Genomic DNA, 19,111 nt, shown 5'->3' with positions numbered 1-19,111 from the left:
CCTTTGGCCTACTAACGTTCGAAATAAGTGTAACCGCGCAAACTCTCGGAATATGCTGCGAGCATACTCTGGCGCTCAGACACGCTGATGCGTCCATCACGCACCGCTTGCTCTGCTGCCATACGAAATTGGCGAAACATTGACTGGGGATCATACTCCACGTAACTCAACACATCGGCGATACTATCGCCGTGCAACTCATGCACAAAATCCAACGAGCCATCGTTATTAATTCGCACACTGGCGACATTAGTATCACCAAATAAATTGTGTAAATCGCCTAAAGTTTCCTGGTATGCCCCTACTAAAAAGACACCTAAATGATATTCCTCACCGTCTTTGACCGGGTGCAGGGACAAGGTGTTGGTTTCACCTTCAGGCCCAGCAAAACTGTCGAGCTTGCCGTCGCAATCGCAGGTCAAATCAGCGATGGTGGCCTTGCGCGTAGGCTTCTCGTTTAAACGATGTATCGGCATCACCGGGAATACCTGGTTAATTGCCCAGGAATCTGGCAGCGATTGGAATACGCTGAAGTTGCCATAATAAATATCGGCCAATTGCTCGGGTAAAGCTTCTAGCTCCGGCGGGATACGCTTCATCTCTGGTAGTAGCGCCACAATCTGTTGCAGTCCGGCAAGGCACAAGTTTTCAGCCAATGCGCGATCACGGAGATTGATTTCACCACGGAAGAAACAGTCTCTGACCTGGTCACGATAGTAAATCACATCGTTGTAATTTTCCTGCAGACGATTCACTTCAATCATCTTCAGGGTATGCCATAAATTGGATAACTGTTCGTGGGGGTTATCCGGTAATTGAGAGGGGATTGGACCCGGTTCAAAATGGCCGACGTCCAGAATATTAAACAGCAGTACCGATGTATGAGCTACCGTGGCACGACCCGACTCGGTCACAATTGTGGGGTGCGGCAAATCGTGAGCATCCAGCTGCTGAGCAATGGCCTCTACAACGTCTACACAATATTCTTGCACGGAGTAGTTGCGGCTGTGACCGCTTACACTGCTGGTACCATCATAATCGATGGCTAAGCCGCCCCCTAAATCCATATATTTAAGAGGTGCTCCTTCGCTGACCATTTCAATGTAATAACGGCAGGCTTCCAAAACCCCAGCCCGGATACTGCGGATATTAGGAATCTGGGAACCTAAATGAAAGTGCAACAGCTCAAGACAGTGCAGCAATTCGGCGTCGCGTAACTCGTCGATAATATCCACCAACTGGTTGGTGGTTAAACCAAACAAACTGCGATCACCGCTATCTTCGGCCCAATGGCCTTCGACTTTGGTGGATAACTTTAAACGTACACCAATAATAGGATCGACTTTCAACTCGCGCGAACGCTCAATCACTAAGCGCACTTCGGCCATGGTCTCGAGCACAAAAATGCACTTAAAGCCCAGCTTGCGAGCCTGCAAGCCTAAATCAATAAACTCGGCATCTTTATAGCCGTTACAAACGATAAGGCTCTCACGGTTTTGCAACACCGACATGGCGATCATCAGCTCGGCTTTACTACCGGCCTCAAGGCCATGATTATAGCGCTCACCAAAACGGGCAATCTCTTCAACAATATGGCTTTGTTGATTCACTTTTATGGGAAAAGCGCCCCGGTACTGCCCTTTATAACCCGTAACTTTAATCGCCTCGGCAAATGAATCATTCAAAATACTGATACGACTGTCTACCAAGTTTTCGATACGGAGCAACACCGGCATCTCTAAACCGCGCTGCTGCAAACCATCAATAATGTCAGTCAAAGCTACTGCCGTTCTTCCGCCATTACCGGGCGCTCGAACCTCAACGTTGCCATCATTATTGATGCCAAAATACCCACCACCCCACTCTTCAATACCATAGAGTTCGGCAGATGATTTTGCAGACCATGTCTGAGTGTCAGTATCGTTCAATCGCTTACTCCATTGGCACCATCGCCAGCTTAATTTACGCCCTATTGACTGAGGGTAAAAAACGCGCAATGTCCCATATTTTTTTCTAAAAGAAAAGCGTTTTTACAACTGTTACCGGTGCGGGCATTTACTCTGCAGAAACAAAAAGGGCGGCCAGTGGCCGCCCTTTTTTACTTCCCGGCTTACCAGCCGGTCAACTCTTTCAAAGCATCACCAATGCCTGCCAGACTACGCACGGTTTTAACACCGGCGTCTTCTAGTGCAGCAAATTTCTCATCGGCAGTACCTTTACCACCTGAAATAATCGCACCAGCGTGGCCCATGCGTTTACCAGGAGGCGCCGTTACACCTGCAATATAAGATACAACAGGTTTGGTCACGTTTTCCTTGATAAAGGCTGCAGCTTCTTCTTCAGCGCTGCCACCGATTTCACCGATCATCACGATGGCTTCGGTTTGCGGGTCATCCTGGAACAACTGCAGGATATCGATAAAGTTAGAGCCAGGAATCGGGTCACCACCGATACCTACACAAGTAGACTGACCAAAACCGTAATCGGTAGTTTGCTTAACAGCTTCGTAAGTCAGGGTACCAGAACGAGACACAATACCCACTTTACCGGGCTTGTGAATATGGCCAGGCATAATGCCAATTTTGCACTCGCCGGGAGTAATAACACCTGGGCAGTTAGGGCCAATCAGGCGCACACCCAGCTCATCGCATTTTACTTTGCAATCGAGCATGTCCATTGTAGGTACACCTTCGGTGATACATACAATCAACTTAATGCCAGCATTCGCCGCTTCTAAAATAGAATCTTTGCAGAAAGGTGCAGGCACGTAGATAACCGACGCTTCGGCCCCAGTTTCTTCTACGGCTTCAGCAACGGTGTTAAAAACAGGCAAGCCCAGGTGAGTTTGCCCACCTTTGCCCGGGGTTACACCGCCGACCATTTTAGTGCCGTAAGCAATGGCTTGCTCAGAGTGGAAAGTACCTTGTGAACCGGTAAAACCCTGACAGATAACTTTGGTGTCTTTATTGATCAAAACGCTCATTTATTTACCCTCCGCTGCTTTAACCACTTGCTCGGCAGCGTCAGTCAGACTGGTCGCAGCAATAATATTCAAACCACTGTCCGCCAATACTTTAGCGCCCAGCTCGGCATTGTTACCTTCCAGGCGTACAACGACTGGTACTTTTACGCCCACTTCTTCGACCGCGCCAATCACACCTTCTGCAATCAGGTCGCAGCGCACGATACCGCCAAAAATGTTGATCAGTACGGCTTTTACATTGTCATCCGACAAGATGATTTTGAACGCTTCTACAACGCGCTCTTTGGTTGCACCACCACCTACGTCGAGGAAGTTAGCGGGTTGGCCACCGTGCAGCTTCACGATATCCATGGTACCCATAGCAAGACCGGCACCGTTCACCATGCAACCGATGTTGCCGTCCAGTGCTACGTAGTTCAGCTCCCACTGAGCAGCGTGAGCTTCACGCTCGTCTTCCTGCGAAGGATCGTGCATTTCGCGCAAATCAGGGTGGCGGTACAATGCGTTGCTATCGATGCCCACTTTGGCATCCAGGCAGTGCAGGTCTCCGGCTGGAGTGATCACCAGCGGGTTAATCTCAACCAAAGCCAGATCTTTTTCTTTAAACATTTTGCCCAAACCCATGAAGATTTGTACAAACTGCTTAATTTGCTTACCTTCCAGACCCAGCTTGAAAGCCAGATCGCGCGCTTGGTAAGGCTGAGGGCCAACCAGCGGATCAATAGTCGCTTTCAGAATTTTTTCTGGAGTTTCTTCGGCAACTTTCTCGATCTCTACACCGCCCTCGGTTGATGCCATAAACACGATACGACGGCTGGAACGATCTACGACCGCGCCCAAGTACAGCTCTTGATCGATGTCGGTGCAGCTTTCTACTAAAATTCGGCTAACCGGCTGACCCTTTTCGTCTGTCTGGTAAGTCACCAGATTTTTGCCCAGCCACTGCTTTGCGAAAGCTTCAATTTCACTTTTACTTTTAACCAGTTTTACACCACCCGCTTTACCGCGACCACCGGCGTGAACCTGTGCTTTAACAACAAATTCATCACCACCGATAGTGTCGGCAGCGGCTGCTGCTTCCGCAGCTGTTTGGGCTGCAACGCCCTTGGAGACGGGCAAACCGTATTGTGCAAACAATTGTTTGCCTTGGTACTCATGCAGATTCATGATGATTTTCCGTTTTGTTCACGTGACTGAAAATAATGGCAGGCGGTGCGCTAATACACTGGTTAAAATTGGCACAACCCGCCGCTGCTTTCTTCCCGATTACCCGACACTGTGGCTCAAAGCCAGGCAACCACTAAAGAAACCGGCCCTTTCAGGCCGGCTCTTTACGCTTCATTCTTTGTTGGAATAATTATTTCTTGCGCTTGCGATTCGGCATGTGAATAGCGTGACCGCCAACAGCCAAAGCCGCTTCTTTGACCGCCTCAGAGAAAGTTGGGTGACCGAATACAGTCATTCCAATATCCTCTGCACTAGAGCCAAATTCCATTGCAATTGCCACTTGCTGAACCAAATCAGATGCCGATGGGCCAACAATGTGGGCGCCCAGAATGCGATCCGTTTTAGCATGAGCAATAATTTTTACCATACCTTCCGCTTCGTCGGCGGCGACAGCGCGGCCCACAGCCATAAACGGGAAAGTGCCCACTTCGTAATCTTCACCCTCGGCCTTCAGTTGCTCTTCGGTTTTACCCACTGATGCAACTTCGGGATGCGTGTAGATCACGTTAGGAATAATATCGTAGTTAACCAACGGCTTCTGACCCGCGATACGCTCGGCAACCATCACGCCCTCTTCTGAGCCTTTGTGCGCCAGCATAGGACCGCGTACCACGTCACCCACGGCCCATACGCCAGGAGCGTCGGTAGAGCACAGATCATTTACGTAAATAAATCCACGCTCATCCAAGTTCACACCACTGTCTTCAGCCAGCAGGCCTTCGGTATAGGGCTTACGACCCACACAAACAATCAGCTTGTCGAAAACTTCTTTTTGCTCATTGCCGTCTTTATCGGTGTAAGTCACCTCAACTTCTTTTTTCTTGCCGCGCCCCTTCACCTCGGTGCCAGTAACACGACAGCTCAAGCGGATATCCAAACCCTGCTTGGTAAAGATTTTTTGCGATTCTTTGGCAATTTGCTGGTCCATCATAGCCAAGAAGCTGTCCATCGCTTCAAGCAATACAACCTCAGAACCCAGACGCTTCCAAACGCTTCCAAGCTCCAGACCAATAACGCCAGCTCCAATTACGCCCAAACGTTTGGGAACTTCCTGAAACTCCAAAGCGCCAGTAGAGTCGACAATGACTTCGTTATCCACTGGAGCAACGCCAATATTCACTGGGACAGAGCCCGACGCAAGAATGACGTTCTCGGCTTCCAGTGTGCTGGTTTTACCGTCGTTGTCGGTAAACTCAACTTTTTTTCCGGCCAGTAACTTTCCGCTGCCGTACAGGCTTTTAACTTTGTTGGACTGAAACAGTCCGGCCACACCACCAGACATTTGCTTCACAACAGCTTCTTTACGCTTAATCATTGACGGCACATCAATGCTCAGCTTACCGGTGTTGATGCCATGGCCAGAGAAACCATGTTCGGCATAGTGGAATTTGTGTGAACTGTCCAACAGCGCTTTGGATGGAATGCAGCCAACGTTCAGACAGGTACCACCATTTACACCCTTACCGTCTTTATCTTTCCACTTTTCAATACAGGCTGTTTTCAGGCCCAGCTGAGCGCAGCGAATGGCTGCCACGTATCCGGCGGGACCCGAACCAATCACAATCACATCGTATTTGTCAGACATAGTCTCATTCCCAATTGTTATCGCAATGCCGGCTTTGGTGTTCCGGCTCATCAAATGTCCGAGCAGCCGGTAAGCCACCCGGTGAATGCATCCGGTTTAGATTTCCAGCAGGATGCGCGCAGGATCTTCCAACAGCTCTTTAATAGCCACCAGGAACTGTACCGCTTCTTTGCCATCAATCATGCGGTGATCGTACGACAGCGCCAGGTACATCATTGGCAGAATTTCAACTTTTCCGTTGACCGCCATAGGACGCTCTTGGATTTTGTGCATTCCCAAGATTGCGGTTTGCGGCAAGTTCAGAATCGGCGTCGACAGCAGCGAACCGAACACACCACCATTGGTAATGGTAAAGGTGCCGCCAGTCATTTCATCGATCGATAACTTACCGTCGCGAGCGCGACCGCCAAAATCACGGATGGTGGATTCAACTTCAGCGATACTCATGTTCTCACTGTTGCGCAGCACAGGCACAACCAGGCCTTTGTCGGTAGATACCGCCACACCGATGTCCTGATAACCGTGATAAACGATATCGTCGCCATCCAGCGAGGCATTCACCGCAGGGAAACGCTTTAACGCTTCAGTAGCGGCTTTCACAAAAAAGCCCATAAAACCTAAGCGGGTGCCGTTGTGAATTTTCTCAAACTTATCTTTGTACTGTTTACGCAGCTCCATCACTGGCGCCATATTAACTTCGTTAAATGTCGTTAACATGGCCGTTGAACTGGTGGCATCCAGTAAACGCTCGGCAATACGCTTGCGCAGGCGTGTCATAGGTACGCGTTTTTCCACGCGATCGCCGGCTGGCATGGGGGCCGCTGCCGCTTGAGCCGGTTGAGAGGAGGGGGCGGGCTTTTTAGCGCCATTTTCGATGTGGTTCATCACATCTTCTTTGGTCACACGTCCATCTTTACCCGTACCTGCAACCGAGGCCGGATCAACATTGTTCTCATCCGCCAATTTGCGCGCGGCAGGACTGAGAATTTTGTCGTCCGAACCAGACGCCGCAGGAGCCTCCGCTTGCTCTTCAGTTTTGTCGGCAGCAGGTGCATCGCTGCTTGAAGCAGAAGCCGAGCCACTGGCACCTTCTTCAAATTTAGCAATAACTTCATTGGACAACACAGTGTCGCCCTCGCCTTTCATAATCTCGGACAAAACGCCGTCGGCGGGAGCAACCACTTCTAACACAACCTTATCGGTTTCAATATCGACGATCAGCTCGTCGCGCGAGCAGGCTTCACCAGGTTGCTTGTGCCAGGTGGCCACAGTGCCATCCTGCACAGACTCGGGAAAAGTTGGGGCTTTGATATCAGTGCTCATTACGTATCCTTAGCTTAATACAGCTTTCAATTCAGTTGCGTGCTTATACACTCAGCGCTTCGTTGATAAAACGCTTTTGCTCTTCTAGATGCACCGAGGCATAGCCGGCTGCAGGCGCTGCCGAGGGGTCGCGCCCCACATAGCCCAGATACAGATTGGGGTTTAATTCATACACCACACGGCGCATGTGATGCTGACTCGCGTACCAGGCACCCTGATTCATGGGCTCTTCCTGACACCACACCACATCTTTTACGTGTGAGAATGGTGCCAGTGCTGCCTTCAGCTCTTCTTCTGGGAACGGGTAGAGCTGCTCCAGACGAATTAGGGCCACATCCTCTTGCTCACGCTTATTGCGCTCTTCAAGCAAGTGGTAATAGACCTTACCCGAGCAGAGCACTACGCGCTTACACTTAGCAGGGTCCAGCTCTTGCTCACCAATCACATTTTGAAAGGTGCCATTTGCCAAATCTTCAAGGCTAGAGGTTGCCAGCGGATGACGCAAAATCCATTTAGGGCTCATTACCACCAGTGGGCGACGCATAGGACGAATTGCCTGTCGGCGCAGCATGTGGAACACCTGAGCAGGTGTCGTAGGAATCACCACCTGAATATTGTGTTCAGCACACAACTGCATAAAGCGCTCAAGGCGCGCCGAGGAGTGCTCCGGCCCCTGGCCTTCATAACCGTGTGGCAGCAGCATGGTCAAGCCGCACAAACGACCCCATTTATGCTCACCACTGGTAATGAACTGATCAATCACCACCTGGGCGCCGTTGGCGAAGTCGCCAAACTGTGCTTCCCAGATAATGAGGGCATTCGGTGTAGTGGTAGCATAGCCGTATTCAAACGCCAACACCGCCTCTTCAGACAAATACGAGTCGTATAGATCAAACGCCGGTTGGTTCTCGCTCATATTCGCCAAGGGCGTATAACGCTTGCCATCTTTCTGGCTGTGCAATACGGCGTGGCGATGGGAGAAAGTGCCGCGGCCAACATCCTGTCCGGTCATACGAACCTGAATGCCCTGCTCCAGCAAAGTTGCATAGGCCAAGGTTTCAGCGAAACCCCAGTTAATCGGCAGAGCGCCACCCGCCATTTTGCGACGATCATCGTAAATTTTGGACACTTGGCGCTGCAGCACAACACCGTCAGGAACATCACACATTTTATGCGCAACTGCCTGCAATGCTTTCAGGTCAAAGCCGGTTTCGGCCGGGGTCTGCCAATCGTGACCAATGTAAGGTGACCAGTCGACAAACAGCGATTTGTCAGGCTCTGACACCAGGCCATTGGCAACGCTTTCACCTCGATCCAGTGATGCACGATAGTCGTCCATCATCTTCGCAGAATCTTCTGCGCTTAACACACCCGCCTCGACAAGCTTTTCAGAGTAGAGGGTGCGTGTTGTTTTTTGTTTGCGAACCACCTGATACATCATGGGCTGAGTAGCCGATGGGTCATCCGCCTCGTTATGACCGCGACGACGATAGCAAACAAGGTCGATTACAACATCTTTCTTGAACTCGTTGCGGTAATCCATTGCCAGCTGCGCCACAAACAATACCGCATCCGGGTCGTCGCCATTGACGTGAAAGATCGGCGCTTCGATCATTTTCGCAACGTCAGTGCAGTACTCAGTGGAGCGTGCATCTTCGCGGAAACTGGTGGTGAAGCCCACTTGGTTGTTGATGACCAAGTGCAAGGTACCGCCGGTTTTGTAGGCGCGTGTCTGAGACATCTGGAAAGTCTCCATCACCACACCCTGGCCTGCAAATGCGGCGTCACCATGCACAACAATAGGCACAACTTTATCGCCAGCCGCATCATCGCGACGATCTTGGCGGGCGCGTACAGAACCTTCAACCACGGGAGATACGATCTCCAGGTGAGACGGATTAAAGGCCATGGCCATATGGATTTCACCACCTGGCGTCATGACGTTGGAAGAAAAACCCTGATGATATTTTACATCGCCCGAAGTATCGACCAATCGCTTGCCTTCAAACTCGCCAAACAACTCGGCCGGGCTCTTGCCGAACACGTTAACCAGCGTGTTCAAGCGGCCGCGGTGAGCCATACCCAGCACAATTTCTTTTGCGCCGTAAGTACCGGCGCGCTTCACCAGGGCATCAACCAAAGGTATAAAACTTTCGCCACCTTCCAAACCAAAGCGCTTAGTACCCGGGTACTTACTGTCAAGATGACGCTCAAGACCTTCGGCAGCAGTTAAGCGCTCAAGCACAGCCAGGCGCTGCTCGGGGGTAAAGGTTGGGTTGGAGCGCACGCTTTCCAATCGCTGCTGCAGCCACTGCTTCTCGGCTAGATTGGTAATGTGCATAATTTCTGGGCCGACATGGCCGCAGTAGGTTTGCTCAAGCGCGGCAACAATGTCTTTGAGCGGGGCTTCTTCGCGGCCGATAAACAGATGGCCGGTTTGGAATACAGTATCTAGATCTGCTGAAGTGAGGCCGTGGTAAGCCAAATCCAGATCGGGCACATGCTCGCGTTCCATAATGCCGAGCGGATCAAGCTGAGCCTTTTGGTGGCCCCGAAAACGGTACGAGCTGATAAGCTGCAACACTTTAACTTGTTTGCGCTCGTGCTCCAGAGAAATAGAGGTCGCCACGTTGGGCGAGGCAGCACTGGAGCGACTTTTGGCAAGCTGGGCAAACTGCTCGCGGATCACCGAGTGCGGTGTGTCTTGGGATACGACCCCATTAACGCGGGGCAACTGGTCGAAGTAGTCGCGCCACTCTTCCGGCACGCCGTTGGGATCATGTAAATAAATATCGTAGAGGTCTTCCACATATGAAGCGTTCCCACCTGAGATATGGGACGTACTCCATAGCTGCTCCATAAGGCTGTCTTGCATTCCACCCACCTATTGTTAGGGATTTACCCTATTGGGCCACCCGGGCGATAACCTGGGCTCCCCTGCCAGAATTGGCAGTTAGCTTCCAAAAACGCATCCAGCTTGTGGCCGAAGGCGCCGCTTAGTTGTATCGGTTCAGAGCTCGATACATACGCAAATGCGCCGCAGCGGGATTTCCCTCTGACAGCGCATTAGCGTCACTCATTCATGCACAATTCTTCCTACTAGGTCGCACTGCGCAACAACATAGACCGTATGTGACCAATGGCCCGGGTTGGGTTCAACCCCTTGGGGCACACTGATACGCAATTCTGGATACCGTGACACCGGAAAACACTAAAGGGGTCATCCAAATTTGCCAAACGATGTTCGGTTGCTTCGTCACGGCTATCGACTAAGAAACGATATGCCTGCAATAACCCCGCAGGGCCGATAAATTTATCCGGATTCCACCAGAACGAAGGGCAACTGGTTGAGCAACAGGCACAAAGTATACACTCATATAGCCCGTCGAGTTTAGCCCGTTCTTCCGGTGATTGTAAGCGCTCAATCGCCGGCGCGGGGGTCTCTGTCTGCAGATAGGGCTCAATTTTTTTGTATTGAGCGTAAAACTGCGACATATCCACAACCAGATCACGAATCACTGGCAAGCCCGGCAACGGACGAAGAATCAGCTTACCTTTTTTAACGCACTCTGAAAGCGGGGTAATACAAGCCAAGCCATTCTTGCCATTGATGTTCATACCGTCAGAGCCACAAACCCCCTCACGGCAAGAACGACGATAAGCCAAGGTCGCATCCTGAGCCTTTAACAACTCAAGCACATCCAAAACCATTAAGTCTTTGCCCTTAGTGTCAATCTCGTAAGACTTCATATAGGGCGCAGAGTCGGTCTCTGGGTTATAGCGATAGATTTCTACTTTCAACATATCCGACCACCCCAATTAGTAAGTACGAGCCTTGGGCTCAAAAGCGTCCATTGACTTAGGCGCAAAGTTTACACTGCGTTTCCCCACGGACTTATCCACCGGGAAGTACATGGAGTGGCACAGCCAGTTTTCATCATCGCGCTCTTGGAAATCATCACGAGCGTGAGCGCCACGAGACTCTTTACGCTCTTCAGCAGCAATGGCGGTCGCTTCGGCCACCTCCAGCAAATTTTGCAACTCCAACGCCTCAATACGAGCCGTGTTAAAGGCGTTGCTTTTATCGTCCAGTGTGACATTGGCGATACGCTCACGCAGGGCGGCCAACTTCTTGATGCCCTCCTGCATAAACTCACCCTTACGGAATACACCAAAGTGATTCTGCATAACGCTTTGCAGCTCAGCGCGCAGCGCAGGGGCCGACTCACCGCCTTTAGAGGTGTTCAATCTATTCAAGCGGGACATCGCTGCCTCAATATCAGATTCGCTAGGCTCGCGAAGTTCAACACCCTCACGCAGACTTTTCTCAATGTGCTGTCCGGCGGCACGACCGAACACCACCAAATCCAGTAGCGAGTTGCCACCCAGACGGTTAGCGCCGTGCACAGATACACAGGCCGCCTCACCGCAGGCAAAGAAGCCCGGAATCACTTGATCATTACCATCGGCATCCTGGGTCAACGCCTGACCACTGACATTCGTGGGAATACCGCCCATCATGTAATGACAGGTAGGCACCACAGGAATGGGTTCTTTTACGGGATCAACATGAGCAAAGGTGCGTGACAGCTCCAGAATGCCGGGCAACTTGGCATTCAAGGTTTCTTCACCCAGGTGGTCCAGCTTCAGGAACACATGGTCGCCATTTTCGCCGCAACCACGCCCCTCCAGAATCTCCATCACCATTGAACGCGCCACAACATCACGGCCCGCCAGATCTTTCGCATTCGGAGCATAACGCTCCATAAAGCGCTCGCCATCCTTATTAATCAGGTAACCGCCCTCACCACGACAACCTTCGGTCACCAGGGTGCCCGCACCATGAATACCGGTGGGATGGAACTGCCACATCTCGATATCCTGCACGGGGAAGCCGGCGCGCAGCGCCATACCAATACCGTCACCCGTATTAATATGGGCGTTGGTGGTCGAGGCATAAATGCGTCCAGCGCCACCGGTGGCAAACACAGTGGCTTTGGATTTCACGAATACCACTTCGCCGTCTTCAATATTAATGGCAATCACACCGACCACAGCGCCATCTTCATTTTTCACTAAGTCGACAGCGAACCACTCATTCAAAAATACGGTGTTGTTCTGCACATTTTGCTGATAAAGCGTGTGTAACAGTGCATGCCCGGTACGGTCAGCCGCCGCACAGGTACGCGCAGCTTGGCCACCGCGACCAAAATCCTTAGATTGTCCGCCAAAAGGCCGCTGATAAATCCGCCCGTTCTCGGTGCGCGAAAACGGCAAGCCCATATGCTCCAGCTCAAACACCGCTTCTGGCCCTACCGAGCACATGTATTCAATGGCATCCTGATCACCAATATAATCAGAGCCTTTAACGGTGTCGTACATGTGCCAGCGCCAATCATCCTGAGGGTCAGAACTGGCAATCGCACAGGTAATCCCCCCCTGGGCAGACACAGTGTGCGAGCGCGTTGGGAACACCTTGGTGATTACGGCTGTTTTGTAGCCAGACTGTGCCAGCTGAAGGGCTGCGCGCATACCTGCGCCACCGCCACCAATGACGATACCGTCAAATGAAATCGTACGCATGTTAGCCATAAATCAAAGCCCCCAAAGAATTTCAATGCCCCAGACAGTGTAAGTCAGCGCCACCACACCCAGCACAACCTGAGCAAATACGCGAACCACAGTAGCCTTGCCACCTAATGTCATGGGAGTAATGTAGTCAGTCAGAACAGCCCAGAGGCCGATCCACGCGTGCGCCACAATGGACAGCAGTGCAATCAAGCTAAACACCCGCATCCAAAGCTGGTCGAACAGCGCGCGCCACTGACTGAAATCCAATTCGGGATTTAGCACTAAAAAAACCACCAAAAAGACCACGTAGGCGGCCATAGCCACAGCGCTCAAGCGCTGAATCAGCCAATCATAGAGGCCACTGCGCCCTAAATTTGTAATTGCCGTTACCATACCCAAACTCCCGCCAAAACAATCAGTATTACCGCCACAGCCAGCGCCAACTTAGCGCCAAGGCGCCCACCTTCTAGTGACTCGCCCACGCCACAGTCCATAAACAGGTGTCGCACACCCATGACCAAATGGTAAGCAAGCCCGGCAAGCACGGCCCAAATAATGAATTTACAGACAGGACTCGCCAGAGCGTCTTGCACCGCAGCAAAACCTTCCTCAGAACTGAGGCTGGAATCCAACATCCACAGTAACACCGCCACACCAGCAAACAGAAAAACGCCCGAAGCGCGATGGGTAATAGAGACAAGAGCAGTTATAGGAAGCTTGATCGTTGAGATCTCGAGATTGACAGGTCTTTTTTTGTTCACGGTAGCTAATCACCTTTATGCCCGGTAGGGCCGGTTTTAAGAATCAGCGCCTGGGGGGGGTACCCGCAAGGGAGCACACATGCGCTTGCGCCACAACGGTGCACCACAGAATCCACCCAGCCGCATCCTGCAAGTCGCGGCGTATTATAGGGATTTGACCTGCGAAACACAAATAAAAAAAATGTCTACCAAATGGTTTTTTTGCTGATTTTCCAGACACTTCCCTACCGTTTCCACACCAAAATTGGTTAACCGCACGCTCAAACTCAGGGCGAATTAACGACCTCGCATCATTATGAGGCCAACACCCGCACCAACATGGACCAATAGAACATTTATTGCTCAACGCACACGAAGAAATTTGCGTAAATAAGGATCGATCGGCCTGCAAAGCTATGCCTAACTCGCCAATCTCCTCTATAATGCCGCCTCCTGATGACAAGGTGGGCTCACTCACTAAGTCGAGGAACGTGTTGTTACCTGCGAAACAGGACGAGAGCCGTAAGAGGCTGCAAACCAAATTGCAGCCTGCCAACAAAGAGCTTATTAAGAGCCAAAACAACACCGTGGTGAGTGAATTTCAGCGTCACACCGCTGTCGACTCACCCCCCAATCTTTTTAATAAAGTGTGCTGACCTGCCCTGGCGCCTGGGTATCGTGTGCCGGACGGTTGCGTCTCACTGAATGAGAAGTTCGGCCATTAATGTCGGCCAAACTCGACAAGTAACTACAGGAGTCCGTAATGACTGACAAAAAAGCGCGTTTAACGGTCGACGGCCAGGACACGTCGGTAGAACTACCGATTTATGAGAGCGCCGTTGGCCCAAACGTTATTGATGTCACCAGCCTGACTAAAAACGGTTTTTTTACTTACGATCCAGGCTTTATGTCCACCGCCTCGTGCGAATCTCAAATTACTTTTATCGATGGCGGCAAAGGTGTTTTATTGCATCGCGGCTACCCCATTGACCAACTGGCTGAGCATTCCGACTACCTGGAAACCTGCTACCTCTTGTTAAAAGGCGAACTGCCCAGCGCCGAGCAAAAGCAAGCCTTCGTTCAAGCTGTTAAAGATAACTCCTCCGTTGACCCTTCCGTCGCCAACTTAATTCAAAGCTTTGCCAAAGACGCCCACCCCATGGCCGTTATGTGCAGCGCCGTCGCAGCCCTGGCAGCGGTTTATAACGACGAAATTGATATCACCAAAGAAGAAGACCGTGAGCAAACCGCGTACCGCCTGATCGGCCAAATGCCTACCCTGGCCGCCATGACCTACAAGCATCTGAAAGGCGATGAATTTATCGCACCCAATGCGGCTTTGGATTACGCAGCAAACTACCTGAACATGACCTTTGGCAAATCGGCCGACGATAAAGTCAGCCCGGTGCTCGCTAAAGCCATGGACCGTATCTTCCTGCTGCACGCTGACCACGAGCAAAACGCCTCTACCTCTACCGTGCGCCTGTCGGGCTCTTCTGGCACCAACCCCTTCGCCGCCATTGCCGCGGGCATCTCTACCCTTTGGGGCCCCGCTCACGGCGGCGCCAACGAAGCCGTGTTGAACATGCTGGAAGAGATTGGCAGTGTCGATAACATCGATACTTACGTTGCCAAAGCCAAAGACAAAGCCGACCCATTCCGCTTAATGGGCTTTGGCCACCGGGTCTACAAAAACTTTGACCCTCGCGCCAAGGTAATGAAGCAAGCCGCCGACGAAGTACTGTCAGAGCTCGGCCTTGAAAACGATCCGTTGCTGGCGATCGCCAAAAAGCTGGAAAAAATCGCCCTGGAAGACGAGTACTTTATCCAGAAGAAGCTTTACCCGAATGTAGACTTCTATTCAGGCATCATCATGAAAGCCCTGGGCATCCCTACCGAAATGTTCACCGTGATTTTCGCCACCGGCCGCGCGGTTGGCTGGTACGCCCACTGGGACGAAATGGTCAGCAAGCCCTACAAAATTGGTCGCCCGCGCCAGCTGTACGCCGGCTACACGCAGCGCGACTATCCGGCGTAAGCGCTCACAAGGCGCCAGTCGACAAAGGCCCTGCGGGGCCTTTTTTATTGTTCAAATAAAATAAACGCGCACAAAAAAGCCGGTGCCCACTGGTCACCGGCCACTGCAAAAGTCGCGCTTAAAAAGTACTGCTTAACTGCACCCAGATTTTCTGCGTATCCGAGCCAAAATCATCCGCTTGATAGTCGGCGTATTTGAGCAAAACCGAAACAGGCCCAAAGCTTTTGGCCGCAGAAATATCGATCTCCTGACCATAATCAATGCCCTGATAATCAGAAGCGAGATGATGATAAACTGCCATCAGTTTAATGCCCGCCAAGCTGCCCGAGGCACTGACGTAAATGTCTTCTATCCCTTCGGCAGGCGTACTTAGAAATCGGTCCGTCCACCCTTGAAACTTATGCAGAGTCGCCAAGGACGTCGTAAACCCCGCTTTGCCATCATCCGAACCTAAAAGCTCGTAACCGCCTCCTAATGCAACCCTGCCAAAATGGTAAGATGCATCTGCCAGCATGTAATCTGCCTGATAAGACACGGGATTATCACCTGCATCCTCCTGGGTAGCGTACTCCAGATTATAGCTAAATGCCTCGCCCACTTTACCCGCCCAACGCACCCCGTAGGAATCGCTGGACAGCGCCGCCGAGGCTTTATTGTCCAGCAAATACGCGTACGCGGATAGTTTTCCCGCATCACCCATGGCGATATTGACGTTGGCTAAATGAGATTCGTGTTTGTGATTACCCTGCGGATTATCATCACCAAAAATTCGATTGACATTGTAGATGTACGAATAGAAAAAAGTCGTACCTTGCAGGGCGGTATTGGTGAAAGAAAAAGAGTCGAATGTCTGATCGTTCTGGCGCCACCCCACTGCGCCCACAAACCGCTGATTATCCAAAGTGATACGCTGTCTACCGTATCGGAAAGTGGACTCCCCCAAGCCCTTATAGGAAATATACGCCTGGTTAACCTCTGTCCCAGCAGGGTCAGCAATGACCGCTGTGCCCACATTATGTAAATCATTTGGTGCGGTACGGTAGTCTACATCCGTTACTGCCTGCACATCGTCCATTTCCAAGGTGGCCGAAAACCCTTTATAGCCTGCTGTAGAATAACCAAGTCGAGTCTTCAAAGTGACCGCTTCGGAATCCTCCAACCCTTCCCACTCCACCCCCTCATAGCGTAAGCGTAAACTCAGCTCAGCCTCTCCTTGCGTCAACGCCTCTTTAAGACTTTGGGCTTCTTGAGCCTGCGCCCCCATGCATGCAGCCACCCCCACAATACCCGCCACTTTGGCCAATTGATTTTTCATTGCTTGTCTCCTAGCTCTGTAAAATGATTTTTGTCATTCTTCCCCGCCGCGCCCTTTTTTGGACATCTCTGAAATTAGAAGCCGCCGTGAGTCTTTTCTGTGCGTTGTTTTTACACATTACACAAACTCAATCGATGCTATTGCGCTAGAGCAATCGATATGCCAGCAGCCCCAACACTTGAGCAAAAAAACAAAAACTCAAAGAAAATCATCGCCTTAACATGCAGGCAATAGTGTCAAGAAGAAACGGAAGAGATAGAGACACAAGAAAATCAAACGAAAACGTACGCACCAAAATGCGATTTAAACTGGCATTGCGCATTAAAGTAAGGCAAAGCTGATGCACTCAAAGCAAGCGTAATGAGGGGTGCATTATTTCCAAGTTGCGCTATAAAGATGCAATTCTTTAAGGCAAAAAAAGCGCCCTGTATGGGCGCTTTTTTTGAGCTTTAGCTCATCAGTCCAGTTTAACCACCCGACCAATCAGAGCAACACCGGCCATGATATTACCCGCATGGCATTCATACTCTGTTTCGCTACTAACCTCTTTCTTTTTGTAGTAGCTACGGATATCGACTACCGCATTGCCACCTTCAGCAAGGGCTCGCTCCTGCATCTGCAACAAAGCAGAAAGCATAACCCATTTGCAAGCTTCTTCATCGGATTTATTAAAAGCATTCGTTTTTTTATTAGAAACAAATTCACCCATTTTTTTGGCTGGCGCTGGATAAGATTGCTCACCAAAATAGAAGGAAACGGAAGGATCCAGACGGTCTTTATATTCACTAAGCACGTCTGCCACCGGCATCATCAGTGCATCATCCCGTGCCTGTGCATTCACACAGGTTAGAATGGCCGCCAGAGCGCTCACACCTAAGGTCCATTTTTTTACCGCTGATTTCATCTTTTATCTCCTATGAATAGAAAAATGTTACGGATTTAATTCTACTTTCTTTTACTTTGTTGGCTTGCGTAATGTGACAAATTCTTCCGCCACAGTCGGGTGTATACCTAAAGTACGATCAAAATCAGCCTTAGTCGCCCCCGCGGTAATAGCAACCGCCAGCCCCTGAATAATCTCACCTGCATCAAGCCCAATCATATGCGCTCCAAGCACTTTGTCGCTGGGCTTATCAACCACCAGCTTAATCAGCACCTTTTCAGTACTATCGGTAAGACTAAGCAGCATAGGAGTAAACGTGGCGCTGTACACTTCTACTACAAACCCACGCTCTTGTGCCGCTTCCTCAGACAAACCGACGGTGGCAATGTTAGGCTGAGTAAATACCGCTGTAGGAATCAAATCATAATTGATTCGCAACTGATCCTCAGTGAAGCTTTGCGGTGCATAGAGTCGACGCGCCAAAGCCATGCCTTCGGCTAAGGCCACTGGCGTTAGCTCTTTTCGACCCACGGCATCTCCCAATGCATAGATAGAAGGCTCTGCAGTTTGCAAAGTAGCGTCTACCTCAATTAAACCCTTTTCATTAACGACTACCTGCGTATTTTCCAAACCTAAACCTTCCAACAAAGGCTTACGGCCAGTGGCATACATTACCTCGTCTACAGCAAGGGTAGCACCGCTATCAAGATACACCTTAAGGCCGTCATTGTGCTCGATTCGAGTGACATCAGTGTTAAAGTGCAAATGTACGCCTTTGTCTTTCATTTGCCGCGCCATTAACTCCCGTATATCGAGGTCGAAGCCCCGAAGAAACAGGTCTCTGCGGTACACCAGATGAGTTTCCACCCCTAGTCCATTAAAGACACTGGCAAACTCACAGGCAATATAGCCCCCTCCAACAATAACCATGGTTTTTGGCAGCTGCTCTAGAAAGAACACCTCGTTGGAGCTAATGGCATACTCTCTTCCGGGAACATCCGGTATAAAGGGCCAGCCCCCAACCGCGATTAGAATTTTTTTCGCCGAGTATTCTCGCTCACCCACTTGCACACTGTGAGGCCCCATAATCCGACCGTGGCCGCGTAATAGCTCCACTCCCGCAGACGCCAATATATCACCGTACACGCTATTTAGGCGCGCGATCTCAAGGTCTTTGTTCTCACGCAATGTCTGCCAACTGAACTGGGGAGTGTTATTCAGGCTCCAGCCATAGCCTTTAGCGTGGGAGAACTGATCTTGAAACTGGGAGGCATTAACAAATAATTTTTTTGGCACACAGCCGACATTGACACAGGTACCCCCTAAGGCACGCTCTTCTACTACGGCCACCTTAGCACCTAAGCTCGCGGCGACACGGCTAGCTCGAACGCCACCGGATCCAGCACCTATTACAATTAAGTCGTACTCAGACATATCCTTCCCCTA

The 19,111-nt window shown here is 50.8% G+C and carries 14 protein-coding genes; 1 reads left to right on the top strand and 13 read right to left on the bottom strand.

What is annotated here, in order from left to right; all coding sequences use genetic code 11:
• Window positions 1-11: 11 nt before the first annotated feature.
• From speA to sdhC, 10 genes are all read right to left on the bottom strand, one after another.
• A complete protein-coding gene (gene speA / locus D568_RS0109005; protein ID WP_020209267.1) occupies window positions 12-1,928 on the bottom strand; it encodes a biosynthetic arginine decarboxylase in 1,917 nt (638 codons plus the stop codon).
• A gap of 182 nt (window positions 1,929-2,110) precedes the next feature.
• Window positions 2,111-2,983, bottom strand: coding sequence for a succinate--CoA ligase subunit alpha (gene sucD, locus D568_RS0109000; protein ID WP_020209266.1), 873 nt, complete (start codon window positions 2,981-2,983; stop codon window positions 2,111-2,113).
• Window positions 2,984-4,150, bottom strand: coding sequence for an ADP-forming succinate--CoA ligase subunit beta (gene sucC / locus D568_RS0108995; protein WP_020209265.1), 1,167 nt, complete (start codon window positions 4,148-4,150; stop codon window positions 2,984-2,986).
• 190 nt (window positions 4,151-4,340) lie between these two features.
• Window positions 4,341-5,795: a dihydrolipoyl dehydrogenase gene (gene lpdA, locus D568_RS0108990; RefSeq protein ID WP_026286933.1), complete on the bottom strand. Its 1,455-nt coding sequence runs from the start codon at window positions 5,793-5,795 to the stop codon at window positions 4,341-4,343.
• A 96-nt stretch (window positions 5,796-5,891) separates the two neighbouring features.
• Entirely contained in the window at window positions 5,892-7,118 is a 1,227-nt protein-coding gene (gene odhB / locus D568_RS0108985) for a 2-oxoglutarate dehydrogenase complex dihydrolipoyllysine-residue succinyltransferase (RefSeq protein WP_020209263.1), read from the bottom strand.
• A gap of 43 nt (window positions 7,119-7,161) precedes the next feature.
• Window positions 7,162-9,993, bottom strand: coding sequence for a 2-oxoglutarate dehydrogenase E1 component (locus D568_RS0108980; RefSeq protein WP_020209262.1), 2,832 nt, complete (start codon window positions 9,991-9,993; stop codon window positions 7,162-7,164).
• Between the two features lie 224 nt (window positions 9,994-10,217).
• Window positions 10,218-10,922 carry a succinate dehydrogenase iron-sulfur subunit gene (locus tag D568_RS0108975; protein WP_020209261.1) on the bottom strand — a complete coding sequence of 235 codons (705 nt, stop codon included), beginning with the start codon at window positions 10,920-10,922 and terminating at the stop codon, window positions 10,218-10,220.
• A gap of 15 nt (window positions 10,923-10,937) precedes the next feature.
• Window positions 10,938-12,710 carry a succinate dehydrogenase flavoprotein subunit gene (sdhA, locus tag D568_RS0108970; RefSeq protein WP_020209260.1) on the bottom strand — a complete coding sequence of 591 codons (1,773 nt, stop codon included), beginning with the start codon at window positions 12,708-12,710 and terminating at the stop codon, window positions 10,938-10,940.
• 3 nt (window positions 12,711-12,713) lie between these two features.
• Window positions 12,714-13,082: a succinate dehydrogenase, hydrophobic membrane anchor protein gene (sdhD, locus tag D568_RS0108965; RefSeq protein WP_020209259.1), complete on the bottom strand. Its 369-nt coding sequence runs from the start codon at window positions 13,080-13,082 to the stop codon at window positions 12,714-12,716.
• On the bottom strand, window positions 13,076-13,450 hold the full coding sequence (gene sdhC, locus D568_RS0108960) for a succinate dehydrogenase, cytochrome b556 subunit (RefSeq protein WP_020209258.1): 375 nt from the start codon (window positions 13,448-13,450) through the stop codon (window positions 13,076-13,078). The genes sdhD and sdhC overlap by 7 nt, the downstream gene beginning before the upstream one ends.
• Before the next feature lie 742 nt (window positions 13,451-14,192).
• On the opposite strand from sdhC, the gene D568_RS0108950 reads away from it, so the two are divergent.
• Window positions 14,193-15,467 (top strand): citrate synthase, encoded by a 1,275-nt coding sequence (locus D568_RS0108950; RefSeq protein WP_020209256.1) that lies wholly within the window; start codon window positions 14,193-14,195, stop codon window positions 15,465-15,467.
• A 118-nt stretch (window positions 15,468-15,585) separates the two neighbouring features.
• Here the strand turns inward: D568_RS0108950 and D568_RS0108945 are convergent, their stop codons facing one another.
• The 3 genes from D568_RS0108945 to gorA all read right to left on the bottom strand — a co-directional run bounded on the left by D568_RS0108945 (window position 15,586) and on the right by gorA (window position 19,099).
• Entirely contained in the window at window positions 15,586-16,782 is a 1,197-nt protein-coding gene (locus D568_RS0108945; RefSeq protein ID WP_020209255.1) for an alginate export family protein, read from the bottom strand.
• Between the two features lie 457 nt (window positions 16,783-17,239).
• Window positions 17,240-17,686, bottom strand: coding sequence for a hypothetical protein (locus tag D568_RS0108940; protein ID WP_020209254.1), 447 nt, complete (start codon window positions 17,684-17,686; stop codon window positions 17,240-17,242).
• A gap of 51 nt (window positions 17,687-17,737) precedes the next feature.
• Window positions 17,738-19,099, bottom strand: a complete 1,362-nt coding sequence (gene gorA / locus D568_RS0108935) for a glutathione-disulfide reductase (RefSeq protein ID WP_020209253.1) — start codon at window positions 19,097-19,099, stop codon at window positions 17,738-17,740.
• Between the last annotated feature and the right edge of the window lie 12 nt (window positions 19,100-19,111).

It is taken from the genome of Gilvimarinus chinensis DSM 19667 (assembly GCF_000377745.1).
GTDB classification, from domain to species: domain Bacteria; phylum Pseudomonadota; class Gammaproteobacteria; order Pseudomonadales; family Cellvibrionaceae; genus Gilvimarinus; species Gilvimarinus chinensis.
The sequence above is the reverse complement of the archived record's forward strand: the minus strand, read 5'-3'. Positions and strand labels throughout refer to the sequence as shown.

Bases quoted from the DNA above. Each gene is read 5' to 3' on its own strand.
- sdhA (WP_020209260.1), bottom strand. From the start codon at position 12,710: ATGGCTAACATGCGTACGATTTCATTTGACGGTATCGTCATTGGTGGC.
- D568_RS0108975 (WP_020209261.1), bottom strand. From the start codon at position 10,922: ATGTTGAAAGTAGAAATCTATCGCTATAACCCAGAGACCGACTCTGCG.
- sucD (WP_020209266.1), bottom strand. From the start codon at position 2,983: ATGAGCGTTTTGATCAATAAAGACACCAAAGTTATCTGTCAGGGTTTT.
- odhB (WP_020209263.1), bottom strand. From the start codon at position 7,118: ATGAGCACTGATATCAAAGCCCCAACTTTTCCCGAGTCTGTGCAGGAT.
- sdhD (WP_020209259.1), bottom strand. From the start codon at position 13,082: ATGGTAACGGCAATTACAAATTTAGGGCGCAGTGGCCTCTATGATTGG.
- lpdA (WP_026286933.1), bottom strand. From the start codon at position 5,795: ATGTCTGACAAATACGATGTGATTGTGATTGGTTCGGGTCCCGCCGGA.
- gorA (WP_020209253.1), bottom strand. From the start codon at position 19,099: ATGTCTGAGTACGACTTAATTGTAATAGGTGCTGGATCCGGTGGCGTT.
- sucC (WP_020209265.1), bottom strand. From the start codon at position 4,150: ATGAATCTGCATGAGTACCAAGGCAAACAATTGTTTGCACAATACGGT.
- D568_RS0108950 (WP_020209256.1), top strand. From the start codon at position 14,193: ATGACTGACAAAAAAGCGCGTTTAACGGTCGACGGCCAGGACACGTCG.
- D568_RS0108940 (WP_020209254.1), bottom strand. From the start codon at position 17,686: ATGAAATCAGCGGTAAAAAAATGGACCTTAGGTGTGAGCGCTCTGGCG.
- D568_RS0108980 (WP_020209262.1), bottom strand. From the start codon at position 9,993: ATGCAAGACAGCCTTATGGAGCAGCTATGGAGTACGTCCCATATCTCA.
- D568_RS0108945 (WP_020209255.1), bottom strand. From the start codon at position 16,782: ATGAAAAATCAATTGGCCAAAGTGGCGGGTATTGTGGGGGTGGCTGCA.